Genomic DNA, 18,223 nt, shown 5'->3' on the forward strand with positions numbered 1-18,223 from the left:
GAGCCGCTGTCCAGTCAGCATCAACATAGACTGCGCTTCTCTAAAGCCTGTTATTTTAGCCATTCTTCCATCCTGAGGATGGATTCTGTATAGTGCTTTATAGCATCCAATGTTTTCGAAACTTGCTCTGTTCCGGTTTTCTGTTCTTCTTCATCCGTGCATTCGATCCACAAAGACCGTTTCAGACTATATTCCAGCCATTCCAGTTTGGACAATAATCCGCCAGCCAGAATCAGCCTCCAATCGGATGGAATGCGACCTTGAGCTGTTTTATAACCATGTAAAAAGGCTGCAATTTTGTCCCGCTGTATCTCACCCGTCTCATTTTCGGACCAATAAACTGCGGTTTCCAGTAAGTCCAGCATCGGATTTTTATAACCGGCGGATTCCCAGTCAATCAGTAAGGGCTCATGACCTGACCACAGCACGTTTTTCGGGTCCAAATCCCCATGGGTAATCCCACATTCAGAAGAAAGCCCGTTCACCGATTCGATGGCGGCTGTATTCCATTTATGTAAATGTTCCATGCTTTCGAGCAGCTGACCGGTCCACTCGGCACGGTTTTCTAGTCCTTTCTCCAAATAGAAGCCCCAATCCGTTAGAGCCGAATTCGAGAATAGTGGAGTTTCGATTCCTAAAACTGAAAAGTCGATCCAATGCAGCTTTGCTAGAATGTCACCCATTTTTTCGCAATGAGTCGTGTCTATTTCACCATGCTTCAGGCTGTTCTCACTGGTCCAATCAAAAACAAGATAATACCTGTCCTCTAATCGCTGCAGCGAATCCCCGTCAAACTTCTTTGCGGGAAGGGCAGGAATGAATTTTGCCGCGTAATTCGCAATCCGCTCAGACATGGTGTAGTTGTTCACTGCAGTTGGTCTGGTCATAATCTGCGGATTTAATGCCTTCACGGCATATTTGCCTGTCGCAGTTTCCACCGCGTACATTTTGTGAAGCAGCCCACCGGTAACCGGTACAGGGGCAGATCGCAGTTCGCCTAACTTCAGCGCGTAGCACAATTTTTGAAATTCGGAAATACTCGACTTTTCATGCATGCTTCCACAGCTCCTTATGGGGTGGTTATTCGGAAACTACAAAACAAACTCCAACTGTACATCCCTTGGATCGTTCTCCAGCAACTTCCGGTTAACCTCCGCCGCTTCCTGGCATCCCATTGCGCCATAAAAGGCAATCGTTTCTTCGGCTGAACCTGCGCAGATATACAATTTCTTAGCTCCCCACTCCCTCGCCTGATGAGCCGCGATCGCGAATAGTTTTTTACCGATCCCTTTACCTCTATGCTCCAGCGTAATGAATAATTGATCCAATAATACATACCGGTACTTGTCACCAAAGACTTCCCGATTGACCGCGGCAAAACCTATTAGGTTGTTGTTTCCATCAAAGGCTCCTACGGCTTCACCACCAGACTGTATGGTGTCCCTTAAATGGCTCAAATGATAGTCATAGCCGTTCGGCCAATCCTTGTCATGGTAGTTGATCTCGACCAATTGCCGTTTTCCGTCGACATCCCGCCATGCATTTTTAATAAATTGCGATGGGTTCATCCCGTTGATGAGCTCAGCGTCCTCAAAACCTAATTTCCTGTAATTCCACATGGGCTTCCTCCATTGGCTCGCATTCATACTTGATAATTTTACCATAAGCTTCAGGTATTGAATGGCTATAACCAAACTGTCCTGCTTTCGGGAGTTCAAACCTTAGCATTGTGGGGTATATTCTCTAGAACCTTCTATTGACTTGGAGCATACTCCAGGTTATATCATGATCCTCAGCAAGTAAACTTTACGTTCTGGGGGCGCGATAAATCATGGGAATTCAAAAGCTGGAACATGTAGGTGTTGTGGTAAAGAGTATTGATGAAAGTGCTGCGTTTTACGGCAAAGTCCTCGGCATGGAGTTAAAAGAAATACGTCAACCCAATGCGAAAACACGACTTGGATTTTTAGGATTTCCTGGGGAGGCCGCTCTCCTCATCGAACTGGTGGAAAGAGCAGATTCGGGACTGCCGGGCGAAGGAACCGTCAATCATATTGCATTCACGGTGAATGATATTGATGAGGAAGCTTCTCGTATTGCCGAACTTGGGGTAACCTTTCTTCATGAGAAAGTGATCACTGTGGGCGACGGGACAAGATTCATTTTCTTTAAGGGACCGGACGGAGAACATTTAGAATTGTATCAGCCGGCTGTAAAGATTCATCATTAAAGGGCAACCGCACACGATCAGGAGGTGAGCCAAAGTGAGCTGCAATTCGGACAGTGTAAGCACCATTAAACAAGCGGCGGAATTCACAGGTCTGTCGGAAGATACGATTCGCTATTACGAGAAAATCGGCTTGCTTCCGTATGCAGACCGCAAGGCTAACGGACACAGAATGTACAGTAAGCATCAATTGGAAGGCATGATTTTTCTAACGAGACTCAAATCAACCGGAATGACGCTGGAGGAAATGAAGAGCTTCCGCAAGCTTTACATAGAGGGCAACGACACAATCCCTCAAAGACTCTCCATTCTGATGGAACACAAAAATAAAATTCAGGGCGAGATTGACCGGTTACTGGAAACACAAAGGATCATGGATTACAAAATAAACAATTATTACGAGATCATTGAAAATCCAGATTTAGACCATATAGCCTGTGATTCAGAAAAACCATAATAAAAACAATAAGCTCCGATCGGCCAGTTGACCCGTTTTTCCGATCGGAGCTTTGTCATTTTGAAATGTTCTGCGAATAACTTTATATTCCCTTTCAGTCTAAACGCCGGGCGACATGAAGAACAGCGCCCCAATGGCGGCGGACCGACGAGTCCGGACGGCTGTTCAGGCGAACCCGGATTTCGCTGAAGAGCTTCTCACGCTTCCATTCCTCCATAAGAATATGGTCGGAGAACGTTTTCAGAAGGTTAATGTATTCTTCCGCATGATAGATGCGTTCCCAGTCGAAATGCCGAACATGAACGACCTCAAACAGGCCGCTTTGCCCGATCTCTTCTTGCTGCTCCTGCAGTTCCCCCGGCCTTGGCCAGTCGGTGTCTTTCGGTTTGCCCTCGCCCAGTTCATCGTATACGTCTTGGATTTCACGGAAGAACGGATCCCCGTCGTCCGGAAAAACGTGAGTGGCGTTCCAAAAAGCCAAATGTCCGCCGGGACGCAGGACCTGCCATGCCTTGGGATACCGAACCTTCGGATCAATCCAGTTCCACGCGGTGGCGGCAAATACCAAATCGAACCTTTTCTCGGCCTCGGGCTGCCACTCTTCGAAGCCCCCCGTTATAATTTCGGCATCCATTCCGGTGAGGTTGCGCGGGCTGCTTCCGCAAGATCCGCTCCAAGCTCCACGCATGTCATGTTGAATCCACGTTTGGCTAACGGTAGGGTTGCCTTTCCTGTCGCACAACCGATTTCCAGCAGACGATCCCCCGGATGCAGATCAGCCGCCTGAACCAGATCGTCCAGCAAAGCTTCCGGGTACTCCGGCCGTGCCTGCTGGTACAGATCGGCCGCCTGCTCAAAGGTTTGACGCAATTCTTTATAATCGTGTCGAGAGTGCATGATTTCCTCCTTAACCGCTGCTTATGTCACTTTTTACTTTGGGAATTATTTAACTCGTTCAAAGCTTTCTCTATTCGCCGCTGTCTGGTTTCCGGTGTCTTGGCATCCTCAATGCCCAGAACAAGGCGCCGTCGATTACTATAAGACATGCTCTCAAAAGCAGACTTCGCCACCCCGTTATGCGACAATGCGGACAAGAAATCGTCCGGCACGGCTAGTTCACGCGGTTCCGTATCCAGCTCCAACTGAACCTCGAGTTTGTCGCCGGCGGCAACCTTCGCTTTCTTCCGATGCTCCGTGCTGACCGGAATCAAAAATCGTCCGCCCATTACTCCAATCGTAGTCCGGTACGCGTACCCCCGGATCGTAACACGAACCGCAGGCTTTTTTCCAGAGCCTAAGCTTCTGACTACTTCCTCCGGCACCTCAATTCCTGTTGCGGTCTTTCCGTGCAGCTGCAGGTCAGCAGTAAATGTTACCATATCGCAACCTCCTCAATATATTTTTTATCCCTTCAAGTAGTCGACCAATACAGGGACCAATGCGGCCGGTTTCACGATATGCGTTTGACCGGGAAGCACTTGATGGGTTGCATTCGGCAAAACCTGTGCAAGCTCCTTCATGGAATTGCGCATCCATTCCGGGCTCTTGCCGCCAACGGCAACAAGCGTGGGGACAGAGACGCTCGACCATCGCTTCAGCGTCTCCTTACTCCCTTTCTGCTGCCCGATCGTCAGTATGGTGTCATAAGGAAGCGTATGGGCGACCGACTTAAGCTTGGACCAGACAGGCATCATCGGCATCATGGCCACGACCGGGGCCGGCAGTCCGACTCCTTTTCTCATAAACAGCTTGACTGCTGCACCCCGGCGATTGGCTCTAATCAGTTCATCCATTTGTGCTGCGTACTCATCCGGCACAGCTTCACGGCTACCGTCCGCAACAAAAGGCGCTTCGTATAACGCCAGTTTTTTTATCGACGAAAGCTGATTTGCCGCTTCAAGGGCAAGCGCTGCCCCCGAGGATACGCCGTATAGAAATACATCCTCTCCTGCTTCTTCAATCACAGCAGAAAGGTCCTCAATCTCGCGATCAACTCCATAAATAGCATGATTTCCACTTTCGCCACGCCCTCTACGGTCATAGGTATACACGGTAAAATCCTGCTGCAATGCAGCTGCCAAGGCACTGCTCGGGCCATTCCCCCGGCTGCACAGCGCACCATCGACCAGCAGGAGCGGCGGGCCGCTTCCAACCTTGTCGTAAGCAATGCTCGTGCCGTCTTTCGATGTGACCGTTCTCATAAGGCAAAGCCTCCTTGCTTCGTTTTTTGTCCTCTAACAATACAACGAACGCCGCTCAACATAATCGACAAATACACGATCTTTTATGGATTTTTTATAAGAATTTTTTAACAATCCAAATTTAACTGGTTCAACTCACCAACCTGATGTTCCGTGTATAATGCCAGGTTCTCCAAAGTGGACTTTAAACCGACGTCGTGATCTTCTTTCCGGATCCCTGCCGGCACGTTCTCGCATACGATCGTAACCACCGTGCCTTTCGGGTCGGCTGCTAAAGTCCATGTCATGATCATCTCTCCGGCAAAATCAGGATCATCTGACTCGAATACAACAGCCTGTACAATACGCTCGTCCGGGACGAACTCCAGGAACGTTCCTTCGACGACGTCTGTATCCTCAGAGGTCTTCCCTTGCATTGTGCCGTCGTTCTCTAAATAAGTCAGCGACATCCGGTAAGTTCCACCCGCCACGGGGTTGAACTCGAAAATCCGGCCTTTCATCCCCTCCGGAGGAAGCCACATTACTAAAGCCTCAGGGTCCACGAACGCATTATAAATCGTTTACGGCGATGCTTGGATCGTCCTCGAGGCAGTGTCGATTCTCTTGTTACTCGAATGATTGGTCATGGGTATCCAACCTCCAATTTCACAAAAATGGATCCATTAGCCCACATGTTTTACTAACGTCATCGTAGCACAACTATCAGGTTGTTATTTCTTGCGAATTGCTTTTATCCCGTCCGGCAATCGGACACCAGGCAGCCGTTAAAAGATGGGCTGACTCCAAGTTATTAAAATCCTCTTCTCGCATCTATCCATATTATGGTATAGTAAAAATTAGTAATCTAGGTCTATGGAACCAGAAGGTTCGCTGAAGACCTAGATATTTTGATGGAACCGGCTTTCAATTACCGCAGCCGGATCGATACAAGAACGCTGGGGGGAGCAGGGTGTATTGTCATCAGTGCGGGGCAAAGTGTGCTCCGGAACAGAAAATATGCGGAAAGTGCGGAGCAAGATTATTGACAGAAGAAGTACGGCAGGCCGTTCTTGAGGTAGCCGCGGGTACCGAGGCCATTCGGCTGCCTCAAGCTGCGGCAGGCAAGCCGGGAGATGATCAGCACCCGGCACAGGCGGCCGTCACCAAGGGGGGAAGCGGCCGGGTATTCCAGTGGATCATCCCTTTTCTGCTTGCCGGAGTGGTTGCCCTGGGTCTTACACTCTATTACAAGTATGAGCAGTCCGTAAACCAGGAAGTGAAGGCGCTTCAGCAGCAAGCCAAGAAAGAGGCGTTGGCCGGACGGTATTCGGAGGCGGTCCAGCTGCTGGAACGGGCCGAAGAACACCGGCCGCGCTTTGCCGCACTGACCCGGGACCGGGAGCTTGCGGCCAAGGCCGCCCAGCTCAAGAATCAACTCGACGGCGCTTCGGCACAGCTTAAGGCCAAGAAGCTGGATGAAGGGGAAAAAGCGCTGAAGCAAATCGCGGATATGATCGGCAAGCGGCAGGAGCCGCTGTTCGCACCGCTTCAGAAATCGCTGGCGGCGGACCAGGTCATGCTGACGGTGCTTCGCATCAAAGGCCAGCTGGACAAGCTGTCCACAGTCGATGCGCTGGCTGACAAGCTCGATACGGTCCGCGGCCTCAGCGGCCAGGAAGCGGCGGCCGTCAAAGCGCAGATTATTAACAAAATCGCCGGAATCAGTTATTCGTCAGCCGAAGAGAAGCTGCGGAAAAAGGATTTTGCCGGAGCGCTGGAAGCCGTGGACAACGGGTTGTCCTACGCTGCGGACAATCCGAAGCTGACATCGTACCGGAAGCAGATTTCGGAAGCGAAGCGGGAGTTTGAGGAAGCTGAAGCGAAGCGTATTCAGCTGGCCCAGCAGAAGGCCGCAGAGGAAGAATTGAACAACCGGACCGCCGCCGTTGATGTATCCGGCGTTACGGCGGTGCTGGACGATTACGGCGATCTGACCATTTCCGGGACGGTCACGAACACTGCGACCCGCCCGATCTATTCGGTCAGCGTTTACCTCCATGTTTACAGCAGCTCCTCCGGTGCCTACATAGGCGATGCTTATGCCAACGTTTCCCCGTTCAGACTGGAACCAGGGGAATCAGGGAGCTTCTCGACATCTTACTATGGGGTCTACGAACAAGCGGAAGTCTCGGTTGATAACGCATCCTGGTATTTGGAATAGGGGGCACGGAATATGAGTAAAGGCATTTGGATCAGCTCACTGGCCTCCCTGATCATCCTCGGCTTGGGAGGCGGCGGGACGTATTTCATTCACAGGACGGCCGAGAACGAGCTTGGCGGGGCGCCGCTGCTCGCGGTGCAAACGGCAGCCAAGGCAGCCACTGCAGCGGCGGCGACGAAAGAAAAAAAGACGCGCAAAGAGATTATCGAGGACAGCCAGAAACGGGTCGTCACGATCGAAAGCGGAGACGGGCTCGGCTCCGGATTTCTGTACAACGATCAAGGTGACCTGTTAACCAATGCCCATGTCGTAACCGGGTCACAGCAGGTAACAGTGCGGACGCTGAATCACGAAGAATATAAAGGAACCGTCATCGGGATCGGAACCGATACGGATGTTGCGGTCGTTCGCGTGCCTGAGCTTAAGAAACTCGCCCCGCTTCCCGTAGCCGAAGGCTACAAGGCGGAGGTCGGGGACGAAATCCTCGCGCTCGGCAGCCCTTTGGGTCTGGAAAACACGGTAACGACGGGGATTATCAGCGGACTCGGCCGCAGCTTCGACATTGATCCGTACACCTACAGCAATCTGTACCAAATCTCTGCGCCGATTACCCACGGCAACAGCGGCGGACCGCTGGTCAATGCAGAAACGGGTGAAGTGCTGGGTATCAACTCGGCGGCTGTGTCCGAGGGACCGGGAATCGGGTTCAGCATTCCGATCTCAAGCATTCTTCAGCAGGCCAGGGAATGGTCCAAGACCCCGATGACCGAGCTTCCGGCTGGGGACGGCGGAGATGAGTACGGTACGGACAGCGACGGAACGGTCGCGGACGAGCGGGACATTGTCGCTTACTTCTATCAAAGCCTGAATAACGGCGATTACGTCACAGCGTATTCCCTGCTCGGCAGCGAATGGCAGAGTGGAATCAGTTACGAGGATTTCCGGGCGGGATATCTGAATACCGGTGATATAACGCTAGGCTCCCTGACGATTGAAGAGCAGGACGACGGCGTATTGGTCAGCGTTGATATTACGGCTGAGGAGCGGCGTAAGAGCGGCACCGTCTATCAAGGTTACCGGATGAGCTATTCGGTCGGATATGAGAACGGAGAATTGAAAATATTGCACGGCAAAGGGAAGAAGCTTTAAGTTTCTCCGCCCTGGCACAGCCCCTGTCCCTTGTGGATAGGGGCTTATTATTTACGGGGAGCGCCGGTCGAAAGCTCCATCTCTTCCTTGTGGCCCCTCCACTCGACGGTAACCTGAATGGTTGAGTCTTCCAGCGGAATAGCGCCGTTGCCTCCGGATCCGCTAACGATGTCTCTGTTCCCTGACAGTTTTTGTTCCCCGCTCCCACTCATCGTTGTGCCGGTGAATTTATATTTCACTCTCCCCACGTTAGCCGGGTCTTTCCCTTTGTACCGGATTTGGAACCGCTCCATATGATCTTCACGATTCAGTTTGGTAATTGTATAGCTTGCAGACCAGTTTTTACTTTCGCCGGTATATTGAATCATGGAAGGATGGTTTAGACATCCGGATAACATCGCAAGAGTAATGACCCATAAACCAATGAGTACCTTCTTGATTGGAATCCCTCCCCGCCATTCTAATGAAGTATATATAAATAGAACGCGATAAAATCTGAGTAGTTGGCGTAAACCTTCAATTAAACTGAAAAAGGCTAATGCATGAAAAACCGATGCCGCAAGGCACCGGTTTATTTTCAGAACAGGCGATGTATCCGCCTACTCCTCCCAATGTGAGTGAAGAACCAAGTCACAGAAGCTTGGGCGTTTGTATCCTGGCAGCAGCAGCTCGCATACATCCGATTTAATATTTCCGAATGTCGTTTCGGGCTTATGCTTGAAACCTTCCAGAAAAGCGTTCAGGATTTTGCTTTTAAACTGGTTCCGGGGGAACGCCGTTACGATTTGTTCACGAACCTCCGGCGTGATCTCATCAAAATTTTCTCCCATGACATCATAACCGACACCCGAATAAATCAGCGCAACTTCCGGCTCCTTATACTGCGCAATGCCGATCGTCGTGTGCAGCGCGACGGCATCCCAGACGCGCCGGATCGACTCCTCCGGAACCTGATGCTGTTCCAAAAAGCTTCTTGCCGCATTGGCCCCGTCAACCTCAAACCGCTTGTCCGGACTGCTGAAATGCTTGGTTAGTCCCAGATCATGGAATAAAGCACTAATATACAGCAGCTCGGCGTCATACGTTATTCCGGCCTGTTCCCCTTGAACGGCACCAAACAGATACACCCGATGAGAATGGTTCCACAGCAAATCATCCCCATGATCCCGAAGCAGCTCGGCAGCCTGTCTGGCTAATGCGCTGTCCGGGATTTTTACATGACCGATGGATAAGGACATTGTCATACACCTCGCAAAAAAAGGATTGTGTTGTTGATGTCCTCATTGTAAAATCCACTATATGATAGATCAATATTATGCTTTCTATGATAATAATAGATAAACCACATCATTCGGACGCTCATAGCATTCATACGCTCATCATGCCGTCCTACACATCGGGAGGAAACGAACCATGGAGATACGGCAATTGGAATATTTCCAAGCGATTTGCGAGGAGCTTCACTTCACGCGGGCTGCAGATAAATTAAATGTGACCCAGCCTACGCTGAGCCATCAAATCAAGTCGCTTGAAGACGAAATCGGCACCCCTCTTTTTGACCGAATCGGGAAGAAAATCGCGTTGACCGAGGCGGGGAAAATCCTGAAGTCGCATACGGCTGTCATTTTCAACGCACTCCAAAGCGCAAAGGACCAAATGAACGAGCTGCAAAGCGGAGATCGTGGAACGCTCGCCATCGGCTCTCCCCCCGGAGAGTTAAATCATTTGGTGTCCTCGCTTCTGGTCGATTTCAATCAGAAATATCCGAACGTTACGGTCAAAATCGTTGAATCCGGAAACGTTACGGAGAAGGTACTGAATAATGAACTCGATGCGGCCGTGACCATTCTGCCCGTCGACGATGACCGGCTGGACAAAATCCCTTTATACTTCGAACAGTTTTATTTAACCGTCTCCTCCAGCCATGAGCTTGCCCAGCGAAAAGAGATTAGCTTTACCGAAGTGGACCGGCTGCCGCTGATTCTGCTTCCCGAGAACCACAAGTGCCGCCAGCTAGTGGACGCGACCTGCCGCATGACTGGCAAGCAGATGACCCCCTTCGTCGAAACCAATTCCATCAGTACCATCTTCAATTTGGTTAAATCGGGTGCCGGCGTCAGCATCTTATCCAAATCGCTGATCGATCTGAACCGTGACGGTGCGATATCCGCAATCCCTATCGTCAATCCCACCTTATACCGGCAGATCGTCATCATTATGAATAAGGATAAATTTTTAAGCCACGCGGCCCGGGCGTTTATTTCCCTTCTTCAGCAATTTGTGGAAAATAACAAGTTAGGCAATCCGGTCCCCCATGCGGTGTTGGAGAGCTAGAGCCCGCTCGTGATCGCGTTAATCTTTTCCCGTCCAACACGAAAACTGCCGCATTTGAACGGTACCCCCAATGGTTAGACATCGGCTAACCGTTGGAGGTGCACTTCAACTTCGCGGCAGTTCGTTGTTATGTTTACCCTTTGACCGAACCGATCATCATCCCTTTCACAAAGAAACGCTGCAGGAAGGGATAGAGTGCCAGTACCGGAACGCTGGCGACCATGATGAGAGCATACTTGATGAGTTCCGCGTACCGCTGGGCTTCCACGATCGTTTCCGGGTCCACGACAGCATCGGTTCCGTGGGCCGACATCTGGCTGGAAATCAGGATGCTGCGCAGGATTAACTGCAGGGGATACAGATCCGCGTCGTGCAGATAAATCAGCGCGCTGAAAAAGGAGTTCCACTGGGATACCGCAGTAAACAGCGCCATGACCGCAATGATGGGCGCGGACAGCGGAATGACCATGCTGAAGAAAAAGCGGAAGGTCGAGCAGCCGTCGACCTTGGCCGATTCCAGCATTTCCTCCGGCAGTGTATTTTGGAAAAACGTCCGCACCACGATGACGTAATACGCCGATGCGGCTGTGGGCACAAACAGCGCCCAGATCGTGTCGACCATGCCTAAATTTTTGACCACCATATAGGTCGGGATCATGCCCCCGCTGAAAAACATCGTAAAGACGATCAGCACCATGAACACATTCCGCCCGTCCAGCTCCTTGCGCGACAAGGCGTAGCCGCCCGGGATCATGATCGCTAAGCTAAAAGCGACGTCCATCACCGTGTACAGGAACGTATTCGCATAACCTCTCCATACGTCATGGTTCTGCAGGATGATGCGGTAGCCTTCCAGCGTAAACCCTTTGGGCCAAAGGCTGACGTTCCCGGAATTGACGGCTGTCGGTTCGCTGAACGAGGAAATGACGATGAAATACAAAGGATACAGGACAATCAGCAGAATAACGGACAGTATCGTATAGTTGCACAGGTCAAACACTTTGTCGGCACGGGAACGGGCAACCCTTGCGGTATGGTCGAATGCATCCGTTTTAGCCATGAGCGCTCCCTCCTAGAACAAGCTTTGCTGCTTCATTTTTTTGGCGAGCTGGTTCATCGTCAGCAGCAGGGTGAAATTGATAAGGTTGTCGAACAGGCCGATCGCCGCCGAGTAGCTGTACTGCGCGCCGACCAAGCCGGTCTTGTACACATAGGTTTGAATCACTTCCGACGAATCGATATTCAAGGAGTTCTGCATCAGCAGCACTTTCGAGAAGCCCAGGGAGGCAAAGTGCCCCATTTTGAGAATGAGCATGATCATAATGACAGGCATGATCGTAGGCACATCGATATGCCGCACCCTTTGAAATTTATTGGCCCCGTCCATAATCGCGGCTTCATGCAGCTGCGGATCGACGGACGTCAAGGCGGCCAAATAGATGATCGCGCTCCAGCCCGTCGTTTGCCAAATCTCCGAGATGACGTACATCGGTTTGAACCAGGCTGCTTCGCCGAAAAAATTGATCCGTTCCCCGCCGAAGAGGTCGATCCAATGGTTGATCATCCCCGTCCGCGGATTCAAGAAAATGTACAGCATGCCGACCAATACAACGGTCGAAATAAAGTGCGGGGCGTAAGTAATGGTCTGAACCCATTTCTTGAAGCGGAGCCGGGCGACCTGATTCAGCATGAGCGCGAACACGACCGCGATTGGGAAGGCAAAGACCAGGTCGTACAGATTGATCAGCAGCGTATTTTTGAGCGTATTCCAGAATTGATAGGACCGGAAGAAGCGCTCGAAATGCTCGAAGCCCACCCATGGGCTCCCCCAAATCCCGTCAATGGCGCGAAAATTTTTAAAAGCGATCTGAAGACCGTACATGGGCGCATACTGAAATATCGCGAAATGCAGCAAAAGCGGTAGCAGCAAAACGTAGAGCTGCCAGTTGCGGATGACCCGCTGCCACAGCGAAGCAGCCTTCGGTTTCGCGGGCTTCTCCAGCTGTGCGAGCGCCGTCCTTTCGATTTTGGTGTTCATCGTTATCAACCGTCCTTTACGTTACGCGGGGCTGGAAACCAGCTCGCTAACGGATGTTGGGGGCAGTTTTCTATTTGGCCAGGTTCGCTTTATTCGTATCGTAACCGTCCTGGTACACCTTCGTATAATCGCTCAGCCCCATTTTGTTCAGCGTCTCCAGGTACGTATTCCACTCTTCGTCAATGCCCCCTTTGGCGATCCATTGGGCTTCCATTTTATCCGTGTACGTTTTGATATCCGTCTGATACTGCTCGATGCTCTTGTACTGCGCGTCCGTGAACATAATATTCGGGTACACCCAAGGCTTCATGTAAGGAACCAGAGCTTCGTACCACTCGTCAAAATCGGGATCCAGCTGCCCGGGCTCTGCTTTCGGCAAAATCTGCTTGTCGCGCATTTCCTGCGAGAAGCCGTAGACGAAGTCATTATAAGGCGTCTCTTTGACCTTCCATTCGCCGGCCGTATAGTTTTCCGGATTCGGGATGGTGTCATACGTGCCGTCAGCAAGCTTCTTCAGACGGTTCGGTCCTTCGCGAAGCTTCATGGACATTTCCGGCTCATAAGCCCGGTCGACCCATCTCATCGTCGCCTCGGGGTACGGATTAACCTTTGTGATGACGAACATACCTGGGGTCATCTGCAAATTGTTGCGCGGGGTGATTTGCGAGCCGTCCGGCCCGGCGAGCGGGATCATCGGCGAACCGTAATCCCACCGGTAGTCCGCGTTGGTGATCTGGTCGGCGCTCCAGGCGAAGAATGCTCCAACAGACGCTTTTTTGCCGGAGGAGACCTTGGCGATCAGCTGGGTGGAGTTTTGCGTCATGCTGTCCGGATCGATCAGCCCTTTTTCATACAATGAGTGCAGGTACTTGACCGTATTTTTGAACTCCTCCGTCGCTCTGACGAATACCACCTTGTCATCCTGCACGATAAAAGTTTCGTCGATCGTATTGAAGGATCCGAACAGGTAGCCGAGCCCATACTGCGAGTCGCCGAAGACGCCGGTCAGCGGAATTTCGTTATTCGGATTGCCGTCTCCGTCCATGTCCATCGTTTTGAATGCCTCGAGTGCCTTCGTGAGCTCCTCCGTCGTCTTCGGCATTTCCAAGCCGGCCTTCTTCAGCCATTCCTTGTTCACCCACAGCGTATTCCCGTCGGCATGCTTATACTCCGACATGTTGGCCATCGGCAGGGAATAAATATGCCCATCCGGAGCTGTGATCGCCTGCCGTACTTCCGGGTATTTGTTTAGAAAATTCGTCAAATTCGGCGCGTATTTCTCGATGAGATCCTCCAGCGGAATAAACATGCCGTCTGCGCCTCCCGTCACGACCTGCGAGCTGCTGAGCTCCAGCAGCACGTCGGGAAGATCGCCGCTGGCGATAATCAGGTTGCGCTTTGTCGCCCAATCGGTGCCCGGGCTGAGGTTCCACTTAATCTGAACATTGGTCCCTTCGTTGATTTCCTTAATCGTCTCAAGCTCATTCCAATTCGTTCCCGTTCGTTCATCGTAAGTACCGGCAATGGTCAGGGATATCGGCTTATCGACAATCGGCAGCCCCGTCTCATGAAAGCCCTCGGACGCGCCCTTCGAATCGCCGCCCCCGGAACAGCCCGCCAGCAGCAGGATGGCGCTTAACACAGCCGCCATGGAACCTGCACGTTTGTTACGCATGTTCACGATCGTATTCCTCCTCAAGGCTTGTTTTGACATGAACAACATGTTGGATAGCTTTCACCCACATGTTAGCAACCTCCGCTCGGATGAGTCCATGCACGCTCTTTTACTGTACATGTATTTTGTTTCAGCAAGGTCAGGGCCTTGTTGCCGGAACGTCAAGTTTTGGAGAAGCATCCCGAATGTTGTCACTTCTCCGTTCCCATCCCTGAAACAAAGTGCATCCCCAATGAAGGATTACTGCATGTTCATGCATCTTCGCCCCTCGTATAATGAAAACCAATTCACGCTTCTTAAGCGGTGCATGGCTTAAAGGGCCGTGTTCATCCGCGAAGATCCAATGAGAAAGTAGGGGTTATATGGAAAGCCAATTGCAACGCGAAGTCATCAGAACACAGGTGCTTGTCCTTGGGGGCGGGGCCGGGGGCGTCGGGGCAGCCATTGCAGCCGCACGGGAGGGAGCGCAGACCATGATCGTGGACCGGCAGGGCTTCCTGGGCGGAAACATGACGATTGGACTGCCTTTGCTGGCCTTCCTGGATGCCCAGGGACGCCAGGTCACCCGCGGCCTGCCGCAGGAAATCGTCGACCGCTTGACCCTGCTTGGCGGTTCCTTCGGACACCGGGAATGCCCGCTGCACAATTCGACGACGGTCATCGACCCCAGCTTGATGAAAATCGTCATTTTTGAAAAAATCAAACAGTACGGGGTACAGCCCCTGCTGCACTGCGAAATCATCGGAACAAACGTGGAGGATGGTGAGCTGAAATCCGTTCTCTTAAAAGGAAAAGGCCGGGAAATCGAGGTCTTCGCCGATGTCTTCATCGATGCGACCGGGGATGGCGACGTCGCTTATATGGCGGGCGCCTCGTTTGAGAAAGGACAGTACGCGAACGGGGAAACCCAACCGCCTACCCTGATGTTTACCGTCGGCGGCTTTGATCTCGAACGGTTTATGGATTTCCTCGGGGAGCATCCGGAGGAGCTCCGGCACGGATCTTCGATGAAGATCCGCCCCGGCTATACGGCGGAGTTTCTGCGGACCAGCGAAAATCACGTGTTCGTCGGCTTGAAAAACACGGTTTCCAGGCTCAGGCAGGAAGGTAAATGCCCGATCAGCCGCGATACGATCATCTATATCAATCTGCCTAGGGAGGGGTACATTGCCCTGAACTGCATCCGCATCCTGAATTTTGATGGGACAAAGGTCGAGGAGCTAAGCCGCGGCGAGATCGAATCGCATCTGCAGATCCTTCCCCTGATTGACATGCTGCGCGAGCACATCCCGGGGTTTGAGCACATCTATTTGTCCTCGATTGCCCCGTTCCTGGGCATCCGTGAAACGAGGCGAATCATGGGCAAGCAGATGATCCGCGAAGATGCGGCCGTAAACGGCGTCATTCCGGATGACACGATCGCGCTCGGCTCGTATATTATCGACATTCACAGCGGTTCAGGCGACTCGACCGTTATCCGGTCGTTGGCCGGCCCTTATGGCATCACGTACGGGGCGACGATCGCCAAGGACGTGAAACGGCTGATGCTCAGCGGCCGCTGTATCAGCGTCGACCCCGTCGTCTTCGGCTCTTCCCGGGTTATGCCCACCTGCATGGCCGTCGGCGAAGGCGTGGGCATCGGCGCCGCTCTGGCTGCGAAGCAGCAAATCTCTCCGGAGGATGTCGATGTCCGGATCATCCGGCAAAAGCTCAGGGAGCACGGCGCCATCCTTTCGCTGGAGGACGTTGGCGAGGCAAGCGGGACGACAAGTTTATGAAATTGCGAGCTTATATCCACATAGGAGGCGATCACGTTGCAGGAAGCACAATTGACTTTTTTTGGCGGAGTAGGCAAATCAGGAGGCGTGCAGGTTCTGTACGGCAAAGGAAAACAGGGGCTGTTGTTCGACTTTGGCGTCGAGCACAGCAGCCTGCTGTTTCCGACCCAAGTAACGCTGTTTGAACCGGTGAATGCGACACCCGGACGCGAGCTGCGCCAGTTTTTGCTGGGCGGCATGACCGCCCCGCTGCCGGAGCTGTACGATGATCAGCAGATTGAAGGCCTGGATTGGGCCGTGGTTCGGCGGGTCTGGGAAAACCGGGAATTTCCGAACTACGACCGGATTCACCTCTATATTGGACATATGCATACGGACCATATGGCGCTGCTTCCCTTTGCCCATCCGGATCTCCCCGTATATATGAGCCGTGATTCGTATTCCTTGTTCCGCGGCATGGTGGCGGGCCGGCACAGCAAGGATACCCGGGCCAAGATAACAACCTGCGACGACCTGACCGTGGTCGATTTCGGAGAGTTCACGATGCAGGTCGTCGAGATGGATCACAATGCGACCGGCGCATCCGGCATCATCATCGACGACGGCACCCATAGAATTGCGTATACGGGGGACTGGCGCCGGCAGGGCAAGCATCCGGATAAGATCGACCGTTTCATCCGGCTGTGCCAGAGCAGACCGATCGACGTGCTCATTACGGAAGGGACGCGCCTTACATCCGACCCCTCCACCGTTCCGCTGCAGATCACGGAGGAGGCGCTGCTTGCCTCGTTCGCGGAGATCGTTCGCGAAGCGGAAGGGCTGGTGTATCTGCAGATGTCGCCACGGGATCTAGAGCGGATGGCCGACATGATCGCGATCGCCGCAGACCAAGGAAAAAGCATCGTGATGGAGGCGTCGCTTGCCGCCTTCTGGCATACGGCGAACCGGGAAGGTGTGCGGGTGCTCCATGGACATCCGGCACTTGACGTCCCTGTTCAAGTCATCGAGGCCACCATGGCCGAAGGCATTGAGGTGCCGTACCCTGCCGTCTCATTGGAAGAAGTCGCTGAGTGCAAGCCAGAAATAGTGTATTTCTTCAAATTTCCGGACCTTGCGCATATGATTGAATTGGAGACGCTGGGAGGCCTGCAGGGTCAATCGCATTTTATTCAATCGGACTACAGCGTCAGAATCGAGCATGCTGCCGTATCCAAGTTTCTGAACGCCTACGGGATTACCGGCCATCCCCTGTCCAATGGCGGACACGCCCATCCCGAGGCGCTCGCAAGCCTGATCGGCAGCATTGCTCCGAAAACCGTTATTACGCTGCACAGCCGGTTTCCCGAATCGCAGGACACCCGGGGCGTAAAGCCGTATTTTCCGGTAAAAGGGGAAACGGTGCCGGTCTCTTCCATCTTGGAAGCCGCGGCAAACGGCGTAAACCGGTGAGCGTTAGATTCATTCCTGGTAGGGCTGAATTACAATCGGAGAAAAGCTTAGGAGGACAAATCGGTGACATCAATTACGTTTGTCAGGCATGGAATAACCGATCATAATATCGAGAACAGGGCGCAGGGGCATACGCAAAATCCGCTGAACGAAACCGGAAGAATGCAGGCTGCACTGGTGGCCAAGCGGCTGGCCGGGGAGCCGTGGGATCTGTTTATTTCCAGCGACCTGCGGCGCGCCCGGGAGACGGCCGACATCATCGCAGCCGAAATCAAGAAGCCGGTCGATTTCTACGACGTGCGTCTGCGCGAGATGGACCGCGGCAAGATCGCCGATACGACCGAAGCGGAAAGGGTCCAGCGCTGGGGAGCCCGTTGGCACGAGCTGGACATGGAGCAGGAAACGGATGAGATGATGCGGGCCCGCGGCCGAAGCTTTGTGGAAGAGATGGCCGCCAGATTTCCGGGACAGAAAATTCTCGCCGTCACGCACGGCTATTTTCTGGGGCAAACCTTAAAAGAACTGATGCAGGATGAGTCGACGGGCGTCAAGCTGCGCAACACTTCCGTGACGACCATCGTTCTGAATGACACTGCCTGGACCTATTCGCTCTACGACTGCATCAAGCATTTGGAAGTGACCGAGGGTTAGCAGACCGGGACGCGGACAGCGGGGCGCCTGTCATCATCGGCATGCGAAATCGACCGGACGCCGG

At 52.6% G+C, this 18,223-nt stretch carries 20 protein-coding genes; 8 read left to right on the top strand and 12 right to left on the bottom strand.

The window, feature by feature from the left end; translation table 11 throughout:
• Positions 1–50 precede the first annotated feature (50 nt).
• Both ABIE48_RS24955 and ABIE48_RS24960 read right to left on the bottom strand, forming a co-directional pair.
• Complete coding sequence (locus ABIE48_RS24955; protein WP_192717441.1) at positions 51–1,055, bottom strand: phosphotransferase; 1,005 nt, start codon at positions 1,053–1,055, stop codon at positions 51–53.
• A gap of 36 nt (positions 1,056–1,091) precedes the next feature.
• Positions 1,092–1,619 (bottom strand): GNAT family N-acetyltransferase, encoded by a 528-nt coding sequence (locus tag ABIE48_RS24960; RefSeq protein WP_192717442.1) that lies wholly within the window; start codon positions 1,617–1,619, stop codon positions 1,092–1,094.
• A 212-nt stretch (positions 1,620–1,831) separates the two neighbouring features.
• Here ABIE48_RS24960 and ABIE48_RS24965 point away from each other — a divergent pair, with 212 nt between their 5' ends.
• Together ABIE48_RS24965 and ABIE48_RS24970 are read left to right on the top strand one after the other, a co-directional pair.
• Entirely contained in the window at positions 1,832–2,230 is a 399-nt protein-coding gene (locus ABIE48_RS24965; RefSeq protein ID WP_192717443.1) for a VOC family protein, read from the top strand.
• A gap of 34 nt (positions 2,231–2,264) precedes the next feature.
• Positions 2,265–2,684, top strand: a complete 420-nt coding sequence (locus ABIE48_RS24970) for a MerR family transcriptional regulator (protein ID WP_192717444.1) — start codon at positions 2,265–2,267, stop codon at positions 2,682–2,684.
• 94 nt (positions 2,685–2,778) lie between these two features.
• On the opposite strand, the gene ABIE48_RS24975 is transcribed toward ABIE48_RS24970, so the two are convergent.
• The 5 genes from ABIE48_RS24975 to ABIE48_RS24995 all read right to left on the bottom strand — a co-directional run bounded on the left by ABIE48_RS24975 (position 2,779) and on the right by ABIE48_RS24995 (position 5,442).
• Positions 2,779–3,372 (bottom strand): class I SAM-dependent methyltransferase, encoded by a 594-nt coding sequence (locus ABIE48_RS24975; protein WP_354519851.1) that lies wholly within the window; start codon positions 3,370–3,372, stop codon positions 2,779–2,781.
• On the bottom strand, positions 3,300–3,581 hold the full coding sequence (locus ABIE48_RS24980) for a class I SAM-dependent methyltransferase (protein ID WP_354519853.1): 282 nt from the start codon (positions 3,579–3,581) through the stop codon (positions 3,300–3,302). Before ABIE48_RS24980 ends, ABIE48_RS24975 begins: the two co-directional genes overlap by 73 nt.
• Positions 3,582–3,607: 26 nt before the next feature.
• A complete protein-coding gene (locus tag ABIE48_RS24985; RefSeq protein WP_145029646.1) occupies positions 3,608–4,063 on the bottom strand; it encodes a YdeI/OmpD-associated family protein in 456 nt (151 codons plus the stop codon).
• A gap of 24 nt (positions 4,064–4,087) precedes the next feature.
• Positions 4,088–4,885, bottom strand: coding sequence for an alpha/beta fold hydrolase (locus ABIE48_RS24990; RefSeq protein WP_192717445.1), 798 nt, complete (start codon positions 4,883–4,885; stop codon positions 4,088–4,090).
• 107 nt (positions 4,886–4,992) lie between these two features.
• The gene (locus ABIE48_RS24995; protein WP_354520703.1) at positions 4,993–5,442 is read right to left on the bottom strand and encodes an SRPBCC domain-containing protein; all 450 of its coding nucleotides are present in this window, start codon (positions 5,440–5,442) and stop codon (positions 4,993–4,995) included.
• A gap of 464 nt (positions 5,443–5,906) precedes the next feature.
• Here ABIE48_RS24995 and ABIE48_RS25000 point away from each other — a divergent pair, with 464 nt between their 5' ends.
• A complete protein-coding gene (locus ABIE48_RS25000; protein ID WP_192717446.1) occupies positions 5,907–7,085 on the top strand; it encodes an FxLYD domain-containing protein in 1,179 nt (392 codons plus the stop codon).
• Between the two features lie 12 nt (positions 7,086–7,097).
• Positions 7,098–8,234 (top strand): S1C family serine protease, encoded by a 1,137-nt coding sequence (locus tag ABIE48_RS25005; RefSeq protein WP_192717447.1) that lies wholly within the window; start codon positions 7,098–7,100, stop codon positions 8,232–8,234.
• A 47-nt stretch (positions 8,235–8,281) separates the two neighbouring features.
• Here ABIE48_RS25005 and ABIE48_RS25010 read toward each other — a convergent pair whose 3' ends face one another.
• Positions 8,282–8,482 carry a hypothetical protein gene (locus ABIE48_RS25010; RefSeq protein WP_354519856.1) on the bottom strand — a complete coding sequence of 67 codons (201 nt, stop codon included), beginning with the start codon at positions 8,480–8,482 and terminating at the stop codon, positions 8,282–8,284.
• Positions 8,483–8,833: 351 nt separating this feature from the next.
• A complete protein-coding gene (locus tag ABIE48_RS25015; RefSeq protein ID WP_145029747.1) occupies positions 8,834–9,472 on the bottom strand; it encodes an HD domain-containing protein in 639 nt (212 codons plus the stop codon).
• Positions 9,473–9,647: 175 nt separating this feature from the next.
• Between ABIE48_RS25015 and ABIE48_RS25020 the strand changes: the two genes are divergently transcribed.
• Positions 9,648–10,568, top strand: coding sequence for a LysR family transcriptional regulator (locus ABIE48_RS25020; RefSeq protein ID WP_145029656.1), 921 nt, complete (start codon positions 9,648–9,650; stop codon positions 10,566–10,568).
• 133 nt (positions 10,569–10,701) lie between these two features.
• Here ABIE48_RS25020 and ABIE48_RS25025 read toward each other — a convergent pair whose 3' ends face one another.
• From ABIE48_RS25025 to ABIE48_RS25035, 3 genes are all read right to left on the bottom strand, one after another.
• On the bottom strand, positions 10,702–11,628 hold the full coding sequence (locus tag ABIE48_RS25025; RefSeq protein ID WP_192717449.1) for a carbohydrate ABC transporter permease: 927 nt from the start codon (positions 11,626–11,628) through the stop codon (positions 10,702–10,704).
• Positions 11,629–11,640: 12 nt separating this feature from the next.
• Positions 11,641–12,606 carry an ABC transporter permease gene (locus tag ABIE48_RS25030; RefSeq protein ID WP_192717450.1) on the bottom strand — a complete coding sequence of 322 codons (966 nt, stop codon included), beginning with the start codon at positions 12,604–12,606 and terminating at the stop codon, positions 11,641–11,643.
• 70 nt (positions 12,607–12,676) lie between these two features.
• Positions 12,677–14,281, bottom strand: coding sequence for an extracellular solute-binding protein (locus tag ABIE48_RS25035; protein WP_354520705.1), 1,605 nt, complete (start codon positions 14,279–14,281; stop codon positions 12,677–12,679).
• A gap of 362 nt (positions 14,282–14,643) precedes the next feature.
• Here ABIE48_RS25035 and ABIE48_RS25040 point away from each other — a divergent pair, with 362 nt between their 5' ends.
• The 3 genes from ABIE48_RS25040 to ABIE48_RS25050 all read left to right on the top strand — a co-directional run bounded on the left by ABIE48_RS25040 (position 14,644) and on the right by ABIE48_RS25050 (position 18,159).
• On the top strand, positions 14,644–16,059 hold the full coding sequence (locus ABIE48_RS25040) for an FAD-dependent oxidoreductase (RefSeq protein WP_192717452.1): 1,416 nt from the start codon (positions 14,644–14,646) through the stop codon (positions 16,057–16,059).
• A 36-nt stretch (positions 16,060–16,095) separates the two neighbouring features.
• Complete coding sequence (locus ABIE48_RS25045) at positions 16,096–17,508, top strand: MBL fold metallo-hydrolase (protein ID WP_192717453.1); 1,413 nt, start codon at positions 16,096–16,098, stop codon at positions 17,506–17,508.
• 63 nt (positions 17,509–17,571) lie between these two features.
• The gene (locus ABIE48_RS25050) at positions 17,572–18,159 is read left to right on the top strand and encodes a histidine phosphatase family protein (protein ID WP_192717454.1); all 588 of its coding nucleotides are present in this window, start codon (positions 17,572–17,574) and stop codon (positions 18,157–18,159) included.
• The last annotated feature ends 64 nt before the right edge of the window (positions 18,160–18,223 follow it).

The sequence above is a fragment of the Paenibacillus sp. OAE614 genome, from assembly GCF_040546645.1.
GTDB classification, from domain to species: domain Bacteria; phylum Bacillota; class Bacilli; order Paenibacillales; family Paenibacillaceae; genus Paenibacillus_AQ; species Paenibacillus_AQ favisporus.